Annotated in this window: 18 protein-coding genes; 6 read left to right on the top strand and 12 right to left on the bottom strand. The window is 67.5% G+C overall.

Going from position 1 to position 19385, the window contains the following annotated elements:
* Positions 1-23 precede the first annotated feature (23 nt).
* Positions 24-746, top strand: coding sequence for a TetR/AcrR family transcriptional regulator (locus ACZY0X_RS18075; RefSeq protein WP_463772311.1), 723 nt, complete (start codon positions 24-26; stop codon positions 744-746).
* On the opposite strand, the gene atzF is transcribed toward ACZY0X_RS18075, so the two are convergent.
* From atzF to ACZY0X_RS18055, 4 genes are read right to left on the bottom strand one after another with little or no spacing between them, the layout of a single operon-like run.
* On the bottom strand, positions 683-2467 hold the full coding sequence (gene atzF, locus ACZY0X_RS18070; RefSeq protein ID WP_463772310.1) for an allophanate hydrolase: 1785 nt from the start codon (positions 2465-2467) through the stop codon (positions 683-685). The genes ACZY0X_RS18075 and atzF overlap by 64 nt on opposite strands.
* Positions 2464-6126, bottom strand: coding sequence for an urea carboxylase (gene uca, locus ACZY0X_RS18065; RefSeq protein WP_463772309.1), 3663 nt, complete (start codon positions 6124-6126; stop codon positions 2464-2466). Before uca ends, atzF begins: the two co-directional genes overlap by 4 nt.
* Positions 6123-6758 (bottom strand): urea amidolyase associated protein UAAP2, encoded by a 636-nt coding sequence (locus ACZY0X_RS18060; RefSeq protein WP_463772487.1) that lies wholly within the window; start codon positions 6756-6758, stop codon positions 6123-6125. The genes uca and ACZY0X_RS18060 overlap by 4 nt, the downstream gene beginning before the upstream one ends.
* A gap of 2 nt (positions 6759-6760) precedes the next feature.
* Positions 6761-7609, bottom strand: coding sequence for an urea amidolyase associated protein UAAP1 (locus ACZY0X_RS18055; RefSeq protein WP_463772307.1), 849 nt, complete (start codon positions 7607-7609; stop codon positions 6761-6763).
* Positions 7610-7794: 185 nt separating this feature from the next.
* On the opposite strand from ACZY0X_RS18055, the gene ACZY0X_RS18050 reads away from it, so the two are divergent.
* Complete coding sequence (locus tag ACZY0X_RS18050; RefSeq protein ID WP_463772306.1) at positions 7795-8070, top strand: YciI family protein; 276 nt, start codon at positions 7795-7797, stop codon at positions 8068-8070.
* Positions 8071-8223: 153 nt separating this feature from the next.
* On the top strand, positions 8224-9270 hold the full coding sequence (locus tag ACZY0X_RS18045) for an NAD(P)-dependent alcohol dehydrogenase (protein ID WP_463772304.1): 1047 nt from the start codon (positions 8224-8226) through the stop codon (positions 9268-9270).
* A 12-nt stretch (positions 9271-9282) separates the two neighbouring features.
* Here ACZY0X_RS18045 and ACZY0X_RS18040 read toward each other — a convergent pair whose 3' ends face one another.
* The 7 genes from ACZY0X_RS18040 to ACZY0X_RS18010 form a co-directional block, all read right to left on the bottom strand.
* Positions 9283-9687 (bottom strand): DUF3349 domain-containing protein, encoded by a 405-nt coding sequence (locus ACZY0X_RS18040; RefSeq protein WP_463772302.1) that lies wholly within the window; start codon positions 9685-9687, stop codon positions 9283-9285.
* A 79-nt stretch (positions 9688-9766) separates the two neighbouring features.
* Positions 9767-10549, bottom strand: coding sequence for an SDR family NAD(P)-dependent oxidoreductase (locus ACZY0X_RS18035; protein ID WP_463772300.1), 783 nt, complete (start codon positions 10547-10549; stop codon positions 9767-9769).
* A 105-nt stretch (positions 10550-10654) separates the two neighbouring features.
* Positions 10655-11617 carry a class 1b ribonucleoside-diphosphate reductase subunit beta gene (gene nrdF / locus ACZY0X_RS18030; protein ID WP_463772485.1) on the bottom strand — a complete coding sequence of 321 codons (963 nt, stop codon included), beginning with the start codon at positions 11615-11617 and terminating at the stop codon, positions 10655-10657.
* 127 nt (positions 11618-11744) lie between these two features.
* Complete coding sequence (locus ACZY0X_RS18025; RefSeq protein WP_463772297.1) at positions 11745-13247, bottom strand: flavin-containing monooxygenase; 1503 nt, start codon at positions 13245-13247, stop codon at positions 11745-11747.
* A 40-nt stretch (positions 13248-13287) separates the two neighbouring features.
* The gene (locus ACZY0X_RS18020) at positions 13288-14856 is read right to left on the bottom strand and encodes an HD domain-containing phosphohydrolase (protein WP_463772296.1); all 1569 of its coding nucleotides are present in this window, start codon (positions 14854-14856) and stop codon (positions 13288-13290) included.
* Between the two features lie 18 nt (positions 14857-14874).
* On the bottom strand, positions 14875-15618 hold the full coding sequence (locus ACZY0X_RS18015) for a hypothetical protein (RefSeq protein WP_463772295.1): 744 nt from the start codon (positions 15616-15618) through the stop codon (positions 14875-14877).
* Between the two features lie 85 nt (positions 15619-15703).
* The gene (locus tag ACZY0X_RS18010) at positions 15704-16444 is read right to left on the bottom strand and encodes a TetR/AcrR family transcriptional regulator (RefSeq protein ID WP_463772294.1); all 741 of its coding nucleotides are present in this window, start codon (positions 16442-16444) and stop codon (positions 15704-15706) included.
* Positions 16445-16563: 119 nt separating this feature from the next.
* On the opposite strand from ACZY0X_RS18010, the gene ACZY0X_RS18005 reads away from it, so the two are divergent.
* From ACZY0X_RS18005 to ACZY0X_RS17995, 3 genes are all read left to right on the top strand, one after another.
* Positions 16564-17742 (top strand): NAD(P)/FAD-dependent oxidoreductase, encoded by a 1179-nt coding sequence (locus ACZY0X_RS18005; RefSeq protein ID WP_463772293.1) that lies wholly within the window; start codon positions 16564-16566, stop codon positions 17740-17742.
* Positions 17743-18065: 323 nt separating this feature from the next.
* Positions 18066-18485, top strand: coding sequence for a CDGP domain-containing protein (locus ACZY0X_RS18000; RefSeq protein WP_463772291.1), 420 nt, complete (start codon positions 18066-18068; stop codon positions 18483-18485).
* A 58-nt stretch (positions 18486-18543) separates the two neighbouring features.
* A complete protein-coding gene (locus ACZY0X_RS17995) occupies positions 18544-18984 on the top strand; it encodes a CDGP domain-containing protein (RefSeq protein WP_463772290.1) in 441 nt (146 codons plus the stop codon).
* A gap of 24 nt (positions 18985-19008) precedes the next feature.
* Here ACZY0X_RS17995 and ACZY0X_RS17990 read toward each other — a convergent pair whose 3' ends face one another.
* Complete coding sequence (locus ACZY0X_RS17990; protein WP_463772289.1) at positions 19009-19362, bottom strand: cupin domain-containing protein; 354 nt, start codon at positions 19360-19362, stop codon at positions 19009-19011.
* Positions 19363-19385 lie beyond the last annotated feature (23 nt).

Genomic DNA, 19385 nt, shown 5'->3' with positions numbered 1-19385 from the left:
CCCCCATGGTCCACCATGGGGGCATGCCACTCGCCAAGGCCGGACGCCCACGCCTGCATGACCAGCGGCGTCCGGGAACCACTGCGCGTGACGAAATCCTCGATGCCGCAGGTGAATTGTTCACCACGATGGGCTACACCGGCACCTCGACCAGGACCATCGCCGACTCGGTCGGCATCCGCCAGGCGTCTCTCTACCACTACTTCAAGACCAAGGACGACATTCTCTGCGCGCTGTTGAGCCAGACCGTCGCGCCAACGCTGGGCTTCATCCCGAGCCTCCTCGGTGCCGATCCCGCACTCACCGCCGCCGAACACCTGCACGCGCTTGCCGCGTTCGATGGCAACCAATTACTCAGCGGCCGTTGGAATCTGGGTGCGCTGTACCTGCTGCCAGAGCTTCGCGACGCCAGGCTGGAGCCGTTCTGGTCGGACCGCGAGCGGCTGCGACTTCACTACTTGGCGCTCAGCCGTGCGGTGATCGATCAGACCGGCGTGCACGAGGCCGCCGCGGACCTGCCATTCCGCCTCGTCGAATCGCTGGTCAACATGTGGTCGGTGCCCGCGGGACTAGAGCGTGCGGAGCTGCCCGTCCACGTCGCCGACGCGTGTATGCGGGTGTTGGGCATCCCCGACGTCGCGGCGACGGGGATACGGGCACGCAGCCTCGACGAGATGGAGCGCTATACCCGCGCCGCGTCCGACGACGACGTCGACGGTGAGCCGGCATTGACGTACCCCAGGTAGGTCGGCCAGTCGCCGTGGTGCGAGATGTCCTCGCCATCACGCCATGCCTGCAGGGCACAGCCGAACCCGACCACCTCGGTGCCGTCGGCGAGCGTGACGGCACCCAGTGACATGGGGGCCGGCAGCGCCGCCAGGAAGTCACCCAACATGGCCGTGCCGATGAGCCACAGCTCGCCGCCTATCGCGGTGCCGCCTTCGTGGCCCACGCGCACCAGCCCAGGCTTGGGCGGCGTGGTGTCCAGCGCCGCGAGTCGGTACAACGGCGCGGTGCGGGACGGCCCGATCCAACGCGCACCGCGGTCGGTCAGCTGCCACGCCAGTGGTTGGCCACGCAGGTGCGCGCCCACCACCAGGAGCTTTACCGCAGTCAAACCGGCGCTCGTCGGCCAGGGCGCCGACGCAGAGGCCGGTGCGAGTGCGGTGCCCGGAGCGGCCACCGACACCGACTGCTCGATGACAAGCCGCGCGATATCGAGGGCGACGGCATCGGCACCAGGCCGCGCGATGACCGACACCCCGAACTGGTCCTCCCCCGCGGTGCCCGACGGCACGGCGACGGCGCACAGATCCATCAGGTTGCAGAAATTGGTGTAGGTGCCCAACCGCGCGTTCACGGTGACCGGTTCGGCGGCGACCTCGGCGATCGTCGGATGCTCCGTGGTGGTCGGGATCAGCAGCGCGTCGCAGCCCTCGAGTTCTGCCATCGCCGTTGCTGTCAGCGCCGCGAGGCGGGCACGGTCGGCCAGCAGGGTGCTCGCGGTGACCTCACCGGCCGCCGCCACGATCGCACCGACGGTGGGGTCGACCTCGTCGCGGTGGGCGTCGACGAATGCGCCGACGGCCTCGTGTCGTTCGGCAACCAGCCCGCCGTCGTACAGCAGCCTCGCGGCGGACAGGAACGGGCCGAGGTCGATCTCCTTCAGTGTCACACCGTGATTGGCGAGCCGCTCGCACGCCGTCCGGAACGCGGCCTGCCACGGGACGGACAGTGCCGGAAGCTCCCGCGGCACCGCCACGACCGGGGCGTCGGGCGCGGCAAGCGGCGCGTCGGGCGGGAACGGCCGTGCACCGCTCGTCTCGTCCGGGCCGGCCATCACACCCATCGCGGCAGATGCCGTGTCGAGGTCACGCGCGAAGATCGTCACGCAGTCATATGACCGGCAGGCCGGCACGACGCCGTCGGTCGGCACCACACCGTAGGTGGGCTTGATGCCGACGATGCCCTGCAATGCTGCGGGCACCCGCCCCGATCCCGCCGTGTCCGTGCCGACCGCCACGTCGACGAGGCCAAGGGCCACCGCGACAGCGGATCCCGCGCTGGATCCCCCCGAGATCCGGTCGGGCCTGCGGGCGTCGCGGACGGCGCCGTGCGGGCTGCGTGTTCCGACCAGACCGGTGGCGAACTGATCGAGGTTGGTTGCGCCGATCACGACCGCACCCGCCGCTCGCAGACGAGCGACCGCGACGGCGTCCTCCGTCGCGGGCGTCGACGAGTAGGACGGACAGCCCGCGGTGGTGGGCAGGCCGGCGACGTCGACGTTGTTCTTGACCGCCGCCACCAGGCCAGCCAACGGGAGTTCAGCACCCGCGGCGACCAAGACGTCGACAGCCTCTGCATCGGCAAGCGATTCCGCCATGGGGCGCAGGAAGATCCAGACTTCGGGACGTTGTCCGGCCTCGATCGCGGCGTACGCCGCGCGAACCCGCTCGACCGCCGTCATGCCGGGATGCCCGCCGCGTCGCGGCCCGCCGAGGGCGGACCGACCACCACCAACGGCGCGCCCGGGTCCACCTGATGGCCCGCCTGGACGAGGATCTGCGTCACGATGCCGTCAGTCGGCGCCCTCAACACCGTCTCCATCTTCATGGCCTCCAATGCCAGCAGCGACTGTCCGGCCACCACACACTCACCCACCTCGACGTCGACCTTCCACACACTCGATGCGAACGGCGCATCGACCCGTTGTTCACCGTCGTCGAGGACGAGATCGGCGGTCAGCGGCTCGGCTCGCGACTCCGCCCGTTCGGCACGGTCGAACTCGCCGGCCGCGGCCCATGCCGCACGCTCGGTGGCGAATGCCGCACCCTGGCGCTCACGGAAGTCCGCGATCGACGCGGCGTGCTCGTCCAGGAACCGTTCGTGTTCGGCCAGCGAGAAGGTGCCCTCGGTGATGTCGATCGAACCCCGCCCGGCGGCGAGATCCGCACGCATGTCGAGCAGTTCGTCGGGCGACACCGGATACCAGGAGATGCGGTCGAAGAAGCGCAGCAGCCAGGGGCTGTCCGGCTCGAACGGCGTCGTGTGCCGGTAGCGGCTCCAGACCTGCGTAGTGCGTCCCACGAACTGGTAGCCGCCGGGACCCTCCATGCCGTAGATACACAGGTAGGCGCCGCCGATGCCGACCGAGTTCTCCGCAGTCCATGTGCGGGCCGGGTTGTACTTGGTGGTGACCAGTCGATGTCGGGGATCCAGTGGGGTGGCGACCGGCGCCCCCAGGTACACGTCCCCGAGCCCGAGCGTCAGGTACTCCGCCGAGAAGACGACGTCCATGACATCGGCCTGTGATGCCAGACCGTTGACGCGGCGGATGAACTCGATGTTCGACGGGCACCACGGCGCGTCGTCGCGCACGCCGGAGGTGTAGCGGGCGATGGCCTCCCGCGTCGCCGGGTCATCCCATGACAGCGGCAGCCGCACCGAACGGCTGGGCACGACGAGTTCGGATGTCCCTGGGAGATCGTCCTCCAACTCGAACAGCAGGCCAAGCAGGCGGTCGATCGGTAGCACGTCGGGGTCGACGTGCACCTGCAGCGACCGGATCCCCGGCGTCAGGTCGACGATGCCGTGCACGGATCCGCCTGCGATCTCTGCCTGAAGCCGGCCGTGCAACGCGTGCACACGTGCCCGCAGCGCGAGGTCGAGAACCATGTCGCCGTACTCGACGAGCACGTTGTCATCCCCATTGCGGCGGTAGGTGACGCTGGGCGCGCCGTCGTCCGCGCGCCGGGCGAGCACGCCGTCATCCCCGTCGCCTCCGGTCCGCACCACCGATGCCGTTGCACCACGGGTGATTCCGAGGTCGCTGCGCGACGGTGCCTCCGCTGTGAGGATGGGCACGAATCGCACGGTGTCACCGGGGCGCAGCTGACCGAGCTTCCATCTGTCGGCGGTGACGACGGTCACCGGGCACACGAAGCCACCCAGGCTGGGCCCGTCGGGTCCGAGCAGGATCGGGGTGTCTCCGGTGAAGTCCAGGGCACCGACGGAGTAGGCGGTGTCGTGGATGTTGGACGGGTGCAGCCCCGCGTTCCCGCCGTCGGGTCGGGCCCACTGCGGCCGTGGTCCCTCGAGTCGGACCCCGGTGCGCGCCGAGTTGAAGTGCACGCGGTAACTGGCGCCGAACAGTGTCTGGATATCGGAGCGGGTGAAGAACTCCGGTGCCCCGTGCGGACCCTCGGTGACCGCCAGGTCCCAGTCCGACGGAATCGCAGGACGCACCTCGGGTGCGACCGGCCCCGTTGGTTCGGCGTCTCCTGACCGCGGCGCGGCGCGCAGGACGTCACCGACGACCAGTTGGCGGCCGCCGTGGCCACCGAACCGTCCGAGCGTGAACGTCGATGCGCTGCCCAGATATTCGGGCACGTCGAAACCGCCCGCGACGAGCAGGTAGGTCCGCAGTCCGGTCGTCTCGGCCGCGCCGATGTCGAGAAGTGCGCCGGCTGCGACCTCGATCGGCTCCCACATCGGGACAGCCGAACCGTCGACGGTCACGGCACACTGGGCACCCGTGACACACACCGTGGTCGGGTGCGTGACGCGCAGCGCCGGACCCGAGGCGGTGCACTCGAGGCCGGGTGCCCCCTCGGCGTTGCCCAACGCCAGGTTGCCGAGCCGAAACGACAGATCGTCCATCGGCCCGCTCGGCGGAACTCCGACGCCCCAGAGCCCGAGCCGGCCGGGCAGATCCTGCACCGTCGTCAGTAGGCCCGGCCGTTCGACGGTTATCCGCGGCCGCGGATCGGCGACCTCGGCGAGGGTGGACGTACTGTGCGCGGCTGCCCGGACATCGGCACTGTCCACGGCCGCGCGGAGAAGCCCGACGTTGACCTCGATACCGTGCAGGACCGTCCCGTCCAACGCACGACCCAACCGATCGAGCGCCTCGTCACGGTCGGCGCCGGCGGTGATCACCTTGGCCAGCAGCGGGTCATACGATGCCGAGACCTCGGTGCCCTGCTCGATCCAGGTGTCGACGCGGACGTCGTCGTCGGTCGGGAAGGTCACGGCGGTCAGGGTTCCCGTGCTCGGGCGGTAGTCACGCGAGGGATCCTCGGCGTACACCCGCGCCTCGACGGCGTGTCCCCGAACAGCCACCGCGCCGCTGGTCACTCCCGGGCCCAGGTACGGGGCAAGGACGTCACCCTCACCACGCGCTAGCCGAAACATCCAGCCCGCCAGGTCGACTCCCGTCACGGCCTCGGTGACGGGATGCTCGACCTGCAGACGTGCGTTGACCTCGAGAAAGGACGCCTCCTGCCGCCTCGGATCGTAGATGAACTCGACGGTGCCCGCGGACCGGTAGTCAACCGATCCCGCCAACCTCCGAGACGACGAATGCAGTTGGCTTCGAATGGCATCGGGTAGCGCGGGTGCGGGCGCCTCCTCCATCACCTTCTGGTTGCGGCGTTGCAGCGAGCAGTCGCGGTCGCCGAGGGAGACGACGCGACCCGCACCGTCGCCGAAGATCTGGACCTCGACGTGGCGCGCGTACTCGACGAATCGCTCGACGAAGACACCTGCCGCTCCGAAGCTTCGGGCGGCAAGGCGTGTCACGCGGTCGAACGCCGCGCGCATATCGTCGGCGCTGCGACAGACCTGCATGCCTATCCCACCACCGCCACCGGTCGCCTTGAGCATCACCGGATAGCCGATCGCCTCCGCCGCGGCGACAGCCTCGTCGGCGGAGTCGAGCAGACCGGATCCGGGGAACACCGGAACACCCGCGGCGACGGCCGCCGACCGTGCGGTGTGCTTGGTGCCGAACACGCGTAGTTGATGCGGCGTCGGACCCACGAACACCAGGCCCGCACGTTCGACCGCGTCGCCGAATTCGGCGTCCTCGGAGAGGAAGCCGTAACCGGGGTGCACCATGTCGACGCCATTCGCCAGTGCGGCAGCGACTATGGCGTCGGCCCGCAGGTAGCTCTCGCTCGGCGCGGCCGGGCCCAGCAGTACGGCCTCGTCGGCGAGACGCACGTGCGGTGCGCCACGGTCGGCCTCGGAGAACACGGCCACGGTGCGAAGACCGAGGGTTTGTGCGGCACGCAACAACCTGACTGCGATCTCACCGCGGTTGGCGATCAGGACAGTCTCGCTCATGCGACTCCCTCCGGCCGGGTGACGATCATGCGCACGGGTGTCGGATCGAAGGCATTGCACGGGTTGTTGATCTGCGGGCAGTTGGACACCAGAACAAGGGTGTCGACCTCAGCCCGCAGCGCCACGCGCTTGCCCGGTGCGGACAAGCCGTCGACGATTCCCAACGCGCCATCGGGATCGACGGGCACGTTCATGAACCAGTTGATGTTGCTGGCCAGATCGCGCGCACCGAGCCCGTATCTGGCGCCCTCGATGAGGAAGTTCTCCATACATCCGTGTTGTGCGCGGGTGTGCTGCCCGTAGCGCAGCGTGTTCGACTCCTTCGAACAGGCGCCGCCGAGGGTGTCGTGCACGCCGACCTCGTCATCGACGACCGTCATGAGCGCCACGCCGGTGTCGGCACGCAGGACCGATCCGGTGCTCAGCGCGATCCTGCCCTGCCGCGCAACCGTTTCCGACGCCGAGTAGCGCACCGTCGTGTCGGAGGCGTCATACAGCAGGCAGTCGGCAGCCTGGTTTCCGGCCAGATCGACGATCGTGAGGACGTCGCCGGCGGCAACGACGGCCGACCAGGGGGCACGCGCGGCGACCCCCTGATCGAGCACGACCGTGCCGGGGACGAGGGCGGTGATACTCACAGGACTCCTCTGGCGTGAAGATCGGCGTCGGTGTTGGCGATGGCCTGGCGGTGTTCCGGTCCGAGCGGGCCGACGAGCTCACCCGCAGCCAGTCGGTCGAGATCGCCTGCGGCGGGCCAGGCGTGCACGAGCAGCGGCGAACAGGTGAAGTCGGGTCTCGGGTCCAGGGGATGCGCGGTGTTCGCGAGGAGGACGATCGCGTCGACGTGCAGCAGGAGATCGACTGTGCCGCCAGGGCCTGCCGATCCCCGCCACTGCAGGGAGCCGTTGTTATCGACGCGCACGGCCTTGAAGAACGACACCGATGGCGGCAGATCACGGTGTCCGAGACCGTGTTTGAGCGCTCCGAGCAGCAGCAGATCTCGTCCCGCAGGCGATGTCGACTCCGGTGCCGACACACCGTACTTCTCGTCGTTGCCTGCCCGCGTCGTGGTGCCGGTGAGCGCGTCGTGGGCCGTCGACGTGTCGGCGACCACGCTCGCGAGCACGCGCCCGAATCCGCTCAGCAGCGGATGGCCCACCCCGAGGTATGCCTGCCACGGCACCTTGACGGTGTCGGCGACGTTGAGGCGCTCGTGCGGTCCGTCGGCGCGGTGCAGCAGTAGGTGCGCGCACGCGTCACCGTCGGGGTCGGCGAGGCGGATGCGGGTGCCACGGGCCATCACCGCGGCCGTGTATCCGCCTGGTGCAACGGTTTCCGACCACACCAGCCGGTCGGCCGAGACGTCCTCGGGTGCCGTCGAACTGCTCGATGCTGGCACGTGGCGCATGAAGTCGGTGGCGCGCCCGTGCTGTGCGCGGGCGTGGGCCTTGGCCCCCGCGGTGGTGGCGGTGTCGCTCGTCACAACTCTCCCCGGTATCGCGATATCGCTTCAGCGAATATTTCTGTCGATTGACAGTTTTCGGGAGAACGCGGGGTCCGTGGTTGCCCCGGTGTAACCGATCACCGGGCGTTCGTTAACAACACGCGTCGCATGTGTCTGTCGTGTGACAGGTATCGCACCGACCGTGGTGCCGTAGTCTTCGTGGCGTGTTTCACGTCCTCACGCTGACCTACGTGCAGCCACTCGATGTCGTCGACCAGACGCGTCCCGCCCACCTCGAGTGGATCGCTCGCGAGGTGGCCGCAGGCCGCCTGATCCTGGCCGGGCGCCAGGAGTCGCAGAAGGGTGGCGTGCTGGTGACCGGCGATATCAGCACCGAGGACGCCGAGGACCTCATCGCCACCGACCCCTATCAGGTGGCCGGACTCGTCAGCTACGAGCGCGTCGGCTTCAACGCCGGTTTCCGCGCGCCAGGTCTGTAGATCCGCGCGATCATGTATCCGCGGGATTAAACCCGCGCCGACGACCGTTGAACTAGGTCGCAGGGCCCGCTGCTGCGCCCGATTCCGTTACCTTCGCTAAGCTTTTTGGTGGGGGTTTGAATTGCAACACGATATGAAGAGGCAGTTAGAGCTATGACCACGACCGTTACCGCCTACGCCGCGACGTCGGCCACTGAGCCACTCACCAAGACCACCATCGAGCGCCGTGACGTCGGCCCGCACGATGTCGCGTTCGACATCGCGTTCGCGGGCATCTGCCACTCCGACCTGCACACCGTGCGCGAGGAGTGGGGCAACGTGACGTTCCCGCTGGTACCCGGCCACGAGATCGCGGGCGTCGTCACCGAGGTCGGCTCGGAGGTGACCAAGTACAAGGTCGGCGACCGCGTCGGCGTCGGCTGTTTCGTCGACTCCTGTCGCGAGTGCGACAACTGCCGCGCCGGCGAGGAGCAGTACTGCACCAAACCGGGCATGGTCGGCACCTACAACGGCAAGGGCCGCGACGGCAAGTCCACCCAGGGCGGATACAGCCAGGCCATCGTCGTCGACGAGAACTACGTGCTGCGCATCCCCGACGCCATTCCGCTGGACAAGGCCGCACCGCTGCTATGCGCCGGCATCACCACCTACTCGCCGCTGCGGCACTGGAATGCGGGCCCGGGCAAGCGCGTCGCCGTCATCGGACTGGGCGGCCTCGGCCACCTCGCCGTGAAGCTGGCCGTCGCGATGGGCGCAGAGGTCGCCGTGCTGAGCCAGTCGCTCAAGAAGATGGAGGACGGGCTGCGGCTCGGCGCAGGCGAGTACTACGCCACCAGCGACCCCGACACCTTCAAGAAGCTGCGGGGCTCGTTCGACCTGATCATCAACACGGTGTCGGCGAACCTCGACATGGCCGCCTACCTCGGACTACTGAACCTCGACGGCACGCTGGTCGAACTCGGCATGCCCGAGAACCCGATGCCGATCCCCGCCGGGGCATTGATCTTCGGGCGCAAGAGCATCTCGGGCTCGTTGATCGGCGGTATTCGCGAGACCCAGGAGATGCTGGACTTCTGCGCCGAACACGACGTGACCCCCGAGATCGAGGTCATCGAGGCGTCCTACGTCAACGAGGCCTACGAGCGGATGCTCGCCAGCGACGTGCGGTACCGCTTCGTCATCGATAACTCGACGCTGTAGTCAATCCCGATCTCACGCGGGCGGGGTCCCCTCGGGGGCCTCGCCCGCTTTCGTGTCGGCAGCAGTCGTCTCCGCAGCAGCCAGGGCGGTGTCCTCCTCTGCCGCCTCGAAACCCTCCACCGACCAGCCCGCCGCAGCGAGCTTGGCCGCCACCCGCTCGACGTTCTCCGGACCGGCGTCGTGCTGGGTCACCTCGGAGATGAAGGTCTCGATCTCATCGGTGTTGATCGCGCCGTCCACGATCGCGGGCGAGTCCGCGGCGGTGATGTTGCGGATGACCTCTCTGACCTGGTCCTCGGTCAATGGCGTGGCCCGCAGCAGCGCCAGCAGCGGCACACGGTCGGGTCCCGGCACTCCCTCGGGGTAGCCGGCGCGCAGCCAGTCGATGACGGACGCGAAGAGCGTCTTGGCGTTCATCCGACCAGTGTGGCGGCACGGAATCGGGCACGCCAGCGCGACCCGGCCTCACGGTCGAATTCGAGACCTCAGTCGGCCATCACCCACCGAGGGAGTTACCGCCGTCGATCACCAGGGTGGTGCCGGTGACGTACGAGGCGCCCGGTGTCGCGAGGAAGGCGACGCCGGCAGCGACCTCGGCCGCCGTCGCCGACCGGCCTATCGGCGTCGCGTTGCCCGCCTCGACCTCGGAGGGATACTGGGCAGCCGTGGCGATCCAGCCGGGTATCACGAGGTTGATCGTCACCCCGTCCTTGGCGAAGTCGACGGCGACCGACCGCGTCATCCCCAACATTGCGGCCTTGGCGGTGTGATATCCGACATCACCGGTGTAGGCGGTGAGCACCCCGGCGGTCGAGCCCACGTTGATGATTCGGCCGTAACCACGCTCGGCCATCCCGGGCAGCGCCGCCCGGGTGACGAAGAAGGCACTGTCCAGGTTGCGCCGCAGCGCGAGCGCCCACTCGTCGTCGGTCATGACGGTGACGAGGTTGGGCCGCTCGGGGATGTTGACTGACGCCAGCCCGGCGTTGTTGACCACGATGTCGACCTTGCCGAAGGCCGCCTCGGTGGCCGCCACCAGTCCACGCGCGGCATCGGGGTCCATCAGGTCGGCGATATGGGCTGCCGCGGCGATGCCCTCGGCCCGCAACTCGTCGGCTCGTTCGGATGCACGGCTGGTGGTCCCGGTGACCATCACTGACGCACCCAGTTGACCCAACAGCCGGGCTGAGGCGAACCCGATACCGCGCTCGCTGCTCGATCCGGTGACGAGTGCCACCTGACCGGTTAGATCGAACACTGCGGGCAGCACTGGAGACATTGTGTTTCTTCCGTTCGCATTTGAGCCCTGAGTAAACTCGGTCGACCCAGCGAGGCAATTCCGATGTCGTGCAGGAGCTTTGCCGGTCAGGCGGTTACCGGAGGTCTAGAAGTCCCAGTCCTCGTCCTCGGTGACGACGGCCTTGCCGATCACATACGACGAGCCCGAGCCGGAGAAGAAGTCGTGGTTCTCGTCGGCGTTGGGGCTCAGCGCCGACAGGATGGCGGGGTTGACGTCGGTTTCGTCGCGCGGGAACAGTGCCTCGTAGCCGAGGTTCATCAGCGCCTTGTTGGCGTTGTAGCGCAGGAACTTCTTGACGTCCTCGGTGAGGCCGACCTCGTCGTAAAGGTCCTGGGTGTACTCGGTCTCGTTCTCGTACAGCTCGAACAGCAGCTCGTAGGTGTACTCCTTGAGCTCGGCCTTGCGGGCCTCACTCTCGAGTGCCAGACCCTTCTGGAACTTGTAGCCGATGTAGTAACCGTGCACGGCCTCGTCACGAATGATCAGCCGGATCATGTCGGCGGTGTTGGTCAGCTTGGCGCGGCTGCTCCAGTACATCGGCAGGTAGAAGCCCGAGTAGAACAGGAAGCTCTCCAGCAGCGTGCTGGCCACCTTGCGCTTGAGCGGGTCATCGCCCTTGTAGAAGTTCATGACGATCTGCGCCTTGCGCTGCAGGTTCGGATTCTCCTCCGACCAGCGGAACGCCTCGTCGATCTCGGACGTCGAGCACAGCGTCGAGAAGATGTTGCTGTAGCTCTTGGCGTGCACCGACTCCATGAACGCGATGTTGGTGTACACCGCCTCCTCGTGGGGTGTCAGCGCGTCGGGGATCAGACTGACCGCGCCGACGGTGCCCTGGATGGTGTCGAGCAGCGTCAGACCGGTGAAGACCCGCATCGTGAGCTGCTTCTCGTGGGCGTTGAGCGTGCCCCAGGACGGGATGTCGTTGGACACCGGCACCTTCTCCGGCAACCAGAAGTTGCCCGTGAGGCGCTCCCACACCTCGGCGTCCTTCTCGTCCTGCAGGCGATTCCAGTTGATGGCCGAGACCCGGTCGACCAGCTTCATTCCATCGGACACTGGAACCTCATTTCACCTGCGAAAGTCTGTTTGCCGGAGCGGCATTGATGACACTACCCCTGGTGTCCCACATCGAACGCCAGCACAACCACTGGTGTTGGCGTGTCGTGGCGCATCATCGTAGAACGTCATATTCCGACCGTCGAAATCGTCGTGTCGACAGCCAGTACTGCCAGGTCATTCCGCTCCACAGCGTGCGGTTGACGCCGTGGTCGTCGAGGTACCAACTCCGGCAACCGCCGGTGTTCCACACCGTGTCCGCGAGTTCACCCTGCAAGCCGCGATTGAACTCGTCCTGGGCGGCCCTGCTCGGCGCCAGCGCCTTCGCCTTGGCCCTGTCGACGGCGGCGATCGCCTTGGCGACGTAGCGGATCTGCGACTCGATCATGAACACCACCGAGTTGTGGCCGAGCGCGGTGTTGGGGCCCAAGAGGAAGAAGAGGTTGGGCATGCCCGCCACGGTGATGCCGCGGTGCGCCTGGATGCCCTCGCGGCTCCAGCGGTCCACCAGATCCTCACCGCCTGCGCCCTTGATATCGACGTAGGTATAGGAGTCGGTGACGTGGAACCCAGTCGCGAAGACCACCACGTCCACCGGGCGTTCGACGCCGTCGGCGGTCACGATGCCGGTGGGTGTCATCCGCGCGATGCCCTCGGTGATGACCTTGGTCTTGGGATCGGCGATACCGCGGTAGTAGGTGTTGGAGTTGAGGATTCGCTTGCACCCCGCGCGGTAGTTCGGGGTGAGCTTACGACGCAGTTCGCGGTCCTTCACGCTGTGCCGAATGTTCCACGTGCCCAGCAGGTCGCCGATCTTGAGCAGTCGGGGCTGCTTGGTCATCGCGAAGCCGACGGACTCGTGCACCCAGTAGATCGCGGCCCGCATCAGCGCACGGGTGCCCGGCACGTTGCTGAACATGTCGCGCATCCACTCAGGGAAGGCGTTGTTGACGCGCGGCATCACCCAGGGCGGAGTCCGTTGGTAGACCTGCAGTTCCGCGACGTCGTCGACGATCTCCGGGACGATCTGGATGGCGCTGGCACCGGTTCCGATGACCGCCACGCGCTTGCCGGTGATGTCGACGGAGTGGTCCCACTGCGCGGAGTGGAAGGTCGCACCCTCGAAGGTGTCGATGCCCTCGATATCGGGAATCGACGGGATGTGCAGGCCACCGGCCCCCGAGACCAGGAACTGCGCGACATACTCCTGGCCCGTGGTGGTGAAGACGTGCCAGCACTTCTCCTCGTCGTCCCAGTGGGCGCGGTCCACGCAGGAGCCGAAGCGTACGTGGCGCCGCAATCCGTACTTGTCGGCCACTCCCTTGAGGTAGTCGAAGATCTCCGGCTGGTAGGACCACATGTGCCGCCAGTCCGGCTTCGGCTCGAAGGAGAACGAGTACATGTGCGACGGGATGTCGCAGGCGCAGCCGGGGTAGGTGTTGTCCCGCCAGGTGCCGCCTATCTCGTCGGCCTTCTCCAGGATGAGGAAGTCGACGCCCTGGCCCTGCAGGGCAATGGCCATGCCGAGCCCGGAGAACCCCGAGCCGATGATCAACGCTCGGGTCCGGACGGGGGCGCTGTGGAGGACGGCGTCGTCGGCCTGTTCGGCAATCGTCATGACATCAACGATACCTGGGAACGCTGGTACCGGGTTCTGCTCAGGGCGTGACGGGGTGAGCCAACCCGTGGTCCAGCGCATACATGCTCGCGCCAATCCGGTTCGAGACGCCGATCTTCGCGTAGATCCGCTCGACATGATTGCGGGCCGTCTTCTCCGAGATCACCAACCTCGCGGCGATCTCCTTGTTCGACGCCCCGCGGGCCACCAGCCCCAACACCTCGACCTCGCGGGGGGACAGCTTGTCCGGCCGCGCCGCTCTTCGCGCCGTGGGATGGCCAGCCGCGTGCAGTACCGCGTCGACGGCGACGGGGTCGAGCGTGCCCGCCCGGACCCGGTCACGAAGACGGTGTGCGGCGGCATCGGCGGACAGCGCCTCTCGGTACGGCCTGGGCTCACGTGCCGATTGGTAGGCCACCGCGGCGGCGAGCACGCGGTCAGCCAGACTCAAGCCGGCGCTGGCGAGCCCGCGCGGATACCCCGAGCCGTCGATGCACTCATGATGGTTGCCCGCGAGTTCGGCCACCTTCCCCAGTCCGGCGACCTGGGACAGGATGCGCACCGTCAAGTACGGGTGCAGCCGCACGCGTTCGGCCTCGGCCGACGTCAAACTGCTTGGCTTGGACCAGATCTGGTTCGAGACGCCGATCCGGCCAAGGTCATGGACGTGACCGGCCCGACGGACCGTCGTGACGGAGTCGGCGTCGAGGCCGGCGGCAATTGCGGCATCGGCGGCCAGCGCCGCGACGGCCTGGGAGTGCCCGAGGGTGAACGGACACTTCAGGTCGACGAAGTCACCGAGCGCGACGAGCAACGTGTCGAGTTCGGCCGGGCCAAGCGGCTCGCGGCGGTCGGGCGCCTCGCCGAGCGCGGCCGCCCAGGTGTCACCGCCCGGCGGGCTCGCGAGGATCTGCTGTGCGCCGTCGACGAACGCGTCGACGACGGCGGGATCGAACTGCCCGCCGCGTCGGCTCTTGGCCATGACGACGGCACCGTCCACACCGTAGGACCGCGCGTGCACCTCCACCATCTCGGCGAGTTGGGCGACCCGCATCGCGATCGGGATGGCCGCGCCGCTCACCCCGCCCGGTAGACCGCCGCCGTCGAAACGCTCGAACGCGTACGCCAGTGCGTCGCGCACAGCGCCGTCAACGCCAAGCCGGTCGGCCAGCGTGCCCGCCGACGTGCAGTGCGAATGGATGAGCGCAGACAGCTGGCCACGCGCGTTCGCGACCATCGCCGCCATCGTGTTGACGCGGGCCAGCAGCGGTCGGCCGCGACCAACGTTGCCCATCAGGAAGCGCAGGTACGGAAGTCCCGACCAGTCGACCAGGTACGAGTCGTGCCGAACCGCGATGTCGTCACCGAACCACTGCGCGTACTCGTGCGAGTCGGCGTGACAGCCGATCCACATGATGAGCGTCGTGTAGTACGCGGTGTCGCGGTCTGCGCGGCTGAGTCCGAGCCGGTCGGCGATGCGGGTGGCGATGAGCGCCGACCGCAGCATGTGCTCGGCAGGCTGACCCAGCCCCAGATCCACCGCCACCGACAGGGCGGCGAGTATCTCGGCGCGGCTGGGCGTCGCAGGCCGGGCGGCGAGCGGGACCATCAGCCGATTGTGCCTGACTCAGCCCAGCTCGACTGTGCGCTCAGAGCTCCGGTGGCGCTCCGGGTCGAAGTTCTCGAAGTGCCCGTTCGCGACCACCGCGATCCCCCGCTGGGGCAGCCGGAAGTCGCCGAGCCGTGCCTGCGTCTGCAGTGGTCCGGTTGGACCGAGCGCCTCGCCGCGCAGAGTGGCGTGCGACGCGGTCACGGCCCACACCGTCCGCGGCGCGACCATGAAGGACTGGCCGTTGGAGGCCGCCCCGGCCAGGCGCATCTCACCGACGCCGAGGACGCGGCCCGCGACCCGGCTGATGACACCGAGTGCGGTGCGGTTGGTCCACGCCCGTTCCGGCAGTCGCGGCCCGACCCGGCTGATCAACCGGGTGGCCGGGGTCTCGCCGAGCTGAACGGTCCAGTCCAACAGTCCGTCGATGCGAATACGAACTGCCCACTCCGTCACCCAGGTGACGTCGATGTCGCACTGCACCGCGTCGGTCGACGTCGAGGAACTGAAGTACCGCGCGCAGCTCTGCTGACCCGGCGTCGTCGCATAGAACGTCCAGGTGCCGGCCGGGTCGCGGTGCCACACCGAGGCGTAGGCCGGGGCGAACGTCGCGGTCGGGAACTGGCGCAAACCCAGGTAGTGGCCATTGGCGAAGGGCAGCCCCATGATGCCGAATCCGGCGAAGCGTTCGTCTGCCCCCGCGGGGAGTTCAGGTTGTTCGTTGAGCGCCGCGACGATGGCGGCGGGTGTTGTGTTTGTCATACTCCGATGCTCGCCGGGGCACCGTGCTCACCGCATGAGGCGGACGCCTCAAATAGCGAGTGCGAAAGTCAGCACAGCTAGCGGATCAGGCCACGGACTCGCGGCGGCGAACACCCTCGTGCACCGGCAGCTCGGGGTCGATCTTGATGCCCAGCAGCTCACAGGTGCTTTTGATCGCGCCGAGCATGATCGTGGTCATGTAGCCGATGAACTCCTCGGCGGGCATCCGCCGGGGGCTGTCGACTTCGGGACCCAGCCACCAGTCCGTCGCGGCTGCGGCCGAACCGTATGTGGTGAACGCGGCGAGTTCGATGGCTGCGCGATCGAGTTCCATCTCACGCAGTTCATTGCTGAACATCGCGGCCATCGCCAGCGTGACCCCGCGACCCTCGTTGAGCGCGCGCATGGTCGACTCGCTCTGCTCGGCGAACCGGCCCTGAATCAGGAAGCGGCAGACGTTGGGATGCTCGTCGACCAGCAGGACGTACTGCTCGACGCTGCGGCGGATCACCTCACGGGCCGAGTCGGAGGCGAGGTCGATCTGCGGGAAGATGGCCGCTCCAAGCATGTCGCGCAACCGCTCGCCGATCGCCTGGAACAGGTCCGACTTGTCGGTGAAATGCCGGTAGATCTTCGGCTTGGCGGTGCCTGCCTCCTCGGCGATCTCACGCAGGCTCAGCTCTGGGCCGAGCCGGTCGATCGCCCGGAAAGCGGCGTCCACGATCTCGCTGCGGACCTTCTTGCGGTGCTCGCGCCACCGCTCGCTGCGCGCATCGACCTTCACACCGGGTTGGGCACCCGGACGAGGGATCGACGGTCGACGCACGCGTTTACTGTACCCGCTGGTACCGCCTGACCTGCCAAGACCGCGCCGCTCGTCCGGGCCCCGATCGATACCGCCGAGTAACATTGATCCAGGGCCAAGGAGCAAAAAGAGAGAGGCGCATGACCCAGCGATACGACCTGGTAATCGCCGGCGGAGGGCCTTCTGGCTCTGCCGCGGCATGGCAGGCGGCGCGAACCGGCGCGAAGGTGATCGTCCTGGACAAGGCCGAGTTCCCTCGGGACAAACCGTGTGGCGACGGACTCACCGCACGCGCGGTGAGTTACCTGCAGAAGATGGGGTTGGCCGACGAGGTCGCCACCTATCACCGGGTCAACCGGGTGACGGTGTTCAGTCCCAGCGCCTGGGAGCTGTCCTTCCCGAAGCGCCCCGGTATGCCCGATCACGGGCACACCGTGAGCCGCACCCACCTGGACACCGTGCTGCTCAAGCACGCCGAGTCCGCAGGTGCCGAGGTGCGCCAGGGAGCGGAGGTCGCCGGTCCGGAGTTCGACGCGACCGGCCGAGTGGTCGGCGTCGTGCTCAAGAGTGGCGAGAAGATCCACGGCGATGCGGTCATCGCCGCCGACGGTGCCTACTCCCCCATCAAGCGAGCCCTGAAGATCGACTCGGAGTACAACGGCTACTCGGCGATCGCGATCCGCTCGGAGATGCACGCCAACCGGGCCGACTCCGATTCCCTGGACATCTACCTGAAGCTGGTCTTCGAGGGTGACCAGCTGCCCGGCTACGGCTGGGTGTTCCCGATGGGCAACGGCCTGTTCAACATCGGCCTGGGCTACGTCAACAGCTACAAGAACTGGCAGTCGATCAACGCCACGCAATTCCTCGGCGAGTTCCTGCGCTCGCTGCCGCGCGACTGGGAGCTGCCCGCCATCGAGGAACTCAAGAAGAACAAGAGCGTGCGGGCGTGGCGTCTGCCGATGGGCTTCACCGCATGGCCGCCGTGGCGGCCGGGTGTGCTGTTCACCGGTGACGCGTTGGGCGCGGGCAAGCCGGCGTCGGGCGCGGGCATCTCCAAGGCCCTCGAGTCCGGGCTGGCCGCAGGCGAATGCGCGATCGCGGCGCTGACCAACGGTGGCCCCAACGACTTCACGAACTACGCGCAGCGGATGGAGGCGGCGTGGGGCCGGGAGTACCGGCGTGGCCGCTACATGCACAAGCTGATCGGGCAGCCGAGGCTGGCCAGCGCCGGCGTGAAGCTGATCGACAAGGCCGCGTTCCGCGACCGGCTGCTGCGGGCGATGTACAAGAAGGAACAGGGCCCGCAGCACACCTAGCCGAGTTGGGCTCGCCGACTGTGAATCTGACGACGTCTCAGGCTCCGGAGCGTCGTCAGGTTCACAATCGGCGCCCGCTGTCATTGCGAACTATCTGCTTCCTGCGCTCGCGGCCCAGCCCGGCTTGTGGGCGACCTTCCCGGGAGCGCCAACCGTGAGGCCGACGCAGGATCAACTGGCGAATTTCTCCGTCGAGCCAACGCCAACCCAGGCGCCACAAGCGACCTAAGTCACTAATTCGCGTGCCGATTCGCAAACAGCAAACATCACGATCAGGTAAATTAACGCTGTCTTAAATTTTTTGACACGTGAAGAGGATTGCTATGACCGTCAACGGCACCGGCCGTACGCTTTTCTTGCTCGGACTAGGAACCGTCATCGGCGCGGCGACCATCCTCGCGCCCGCCGCCAACGCCGAGGTCGAGGCTCCTCCCAGCTGCGAAGTCCGAGCCTGGGGCTTCCTGGGCTCGGAGACGCGTCTCATCTGCGACCAGCCGATCCGACCAGATGGGTCGTGGACACGGCGTCGAACTATCGGGGTTCCCACCCGCTATCAGAACCCAACCAGCAGCTGCTCCCGCGGCTACTGGGGCACCAACTGCACCCACTACCCGGGCGGCTGGACCAAAGACAAGGTCTTGAGTGACGACACCTACGAGGTGCGTGCGGAGACCGTCCTTCCCGACGAGCCAGGGCACATGCCGGATCCGGCACCGGCACCGGCGGCCCCGCCAGCGCCCTAATGCTGACGTCGCGGTTACACCGCACACCTTCAATTCTTGACACTCGAAAAGGATCGCCATGACCGTCATCGGCACCGGCCGTACGCTTCTCTTGCTCGGACTGGGAACGGTCATCAGCGCGGCGACCGTCCTCGCGCCCGCCGCCAATGCCGAGATGCCGGCGAACTGCGAGAGCCGCCCGTGGGGCTTCCTGGGTTCGGAGAACCGTTTCATCTGCGACGACCCGATCCGAGCGGACGGGTCGTGGACACGCCGCCGGGTCATCGGGGTTCCCCGGCACTATAAGAACGCAACCAGCAGCTGCTCCGACTCCTATTGGGGCACCAACTGCACCTACTACCCGGGCGGCTGGGTCGACGACAAGATCACGAGTCTGGACACCTACGAGGTGCGCGCGGACACCGTGCTCCCCGACGAGCCTGGACACATGCCGGATCCGGCACCGGCCCCGCCGGCTCCAGCGGAACTGCCAGCCCCACCGGCGCCCCCAGCGCCATAGCGCTGACGCCTGACCCGGGGAACGTCAGCCTTCCGGGTAGAAGAGGAACAACACACAACCCTGCGTGGACTGCGGTACGTGCCATGATCCGGCCGGGGCGTGCAGGAACGTGCCTGCGGCATAGTCGTTGACGCCGTCGTTGAGCACACCGGAGACCACGTAGACCTCCTCGGGACCTGGGTCATGGAGGTCTTCACCTACCCAGACCGCGCCTGGAGCGATTGTTGTGACAGCGGCGTGGGCACCGTTGGCACCCCGCCAGAGCGGTTGGACGGTGATTCCGGGAGACACTTCGATCGATTCGACGTCTGCCGTCGACTTCCACACATATCCAGACGCGTTGGGTCCGAACGACGCAACATCACCACCAGTTGTCATATGTGCACGAACCGTGCGCACAT

This window comes from Mycobacterium sp. IDUB_39 (assembly GCF_055419205.1).
This window is presented reverse-complemented; position numbering and strand designations above follow the sequence as displayed.

Bases quoted from the DNA above. Each gene is read 5' to 3' on its own strand.
- ACZY0X_RS18035 (WP_463772300.1), bottom strand. From the start codon at position 10,549: ATGTCTCCAGTGCTGCCCGCAGTGTTCGATCTAACCGGTCAGGTGGCA.
- ACZY0X_RS17990 (WP_463772289.1), bottom strand. From the start codon at position 19,362: ATGACAACTGGTGGTGATGTTGCGTCGTTCGGACCCAACGCGTCTGGA.
- atzF (WP_463772310.1), bottom strand. From the start codon at position 2,467: ATGACGGCGGTCGAGCGGGTTCGCGCGGCGTACGCCGCGATCGAGGCC.
- ACZY0X_RS18005 (WP_463772293.1), top strand. From the start codon at position 16,564: ATGACCCAGCGATACGACCTGGTAATCGCCGGCGGAGGGCCTTCTGGC.
- ACZY0X_RS18045 (WP_463772304.1), top strand. From the start codon at position 8,224: ATGACCACGACCGTTACCGCCTACGCCGCGACGTCGGCCACTGAGCCA.
- ACZY0X_RS18015 (WP_463772295.1), bottom strand. From the start codon at position 15,618: ATGACAAACACAACACCCGCCGCCATCGTCGCGGCGCTCAACGAACAA.
- uca (WP_463772309.1), bottom strand. From the start codon at position 6,126: ATGAGCGAGACTGTCCTGATCGCCAACCGCGGTGAGATCGCAGTCAGG.
- ACZY0X_RS18040 (WP_463772302.1), bottom strand. From the start codon at position 9,687: ATGAACGCCAAGACGCTCTTCGCGTCCGTCATCGACTGGCTGCGCGCC.
- ACZY0X_RS18075 (WP_463772311.1), top strand. From the start codon at position 24: ATGCCACTCGCCAAGGCCGGACGCCCACGCCTGCATGACCAGCGGCGT.
- ACZY0X_RS18025 (WP_463772297.1), bottom strand. From the start codon at position 13,247: ATGACGATTGCCGAACAGGCCGACGACGCCGTCCTCCACAGCGCCCCC.
- ACZY0X_RS18000 (WP_463772291.1), top strand. From the start codon at position 18,066: ATGACCGTCAACGGCACCGGCCGTACGCTTTTCTTGCTCGGACTAGGA.
- ACZY0X_RS17995 (WP_463772290.1), top strand. From the start codon at position 18,544: ATGACCGTCATCGGCACCGGCCGTACGCTTCTCTTGCTCGGACTGGGA.
- nrdF (WP_463772485.1), bottom strand. From the start codon at position 11,617: ATGAAGCTGGTCGACCGGGTCTCGGCCATCAACTGGAATCGCCTGCAG.
- ACZY0X_RS18020 (WP_463772296.1), bottom strand. From the start codon at position 14,856: ATGGTCCCGCTCGCCGCCCGGCCTGCGACGCCCAGCCGCGCCGAGATA.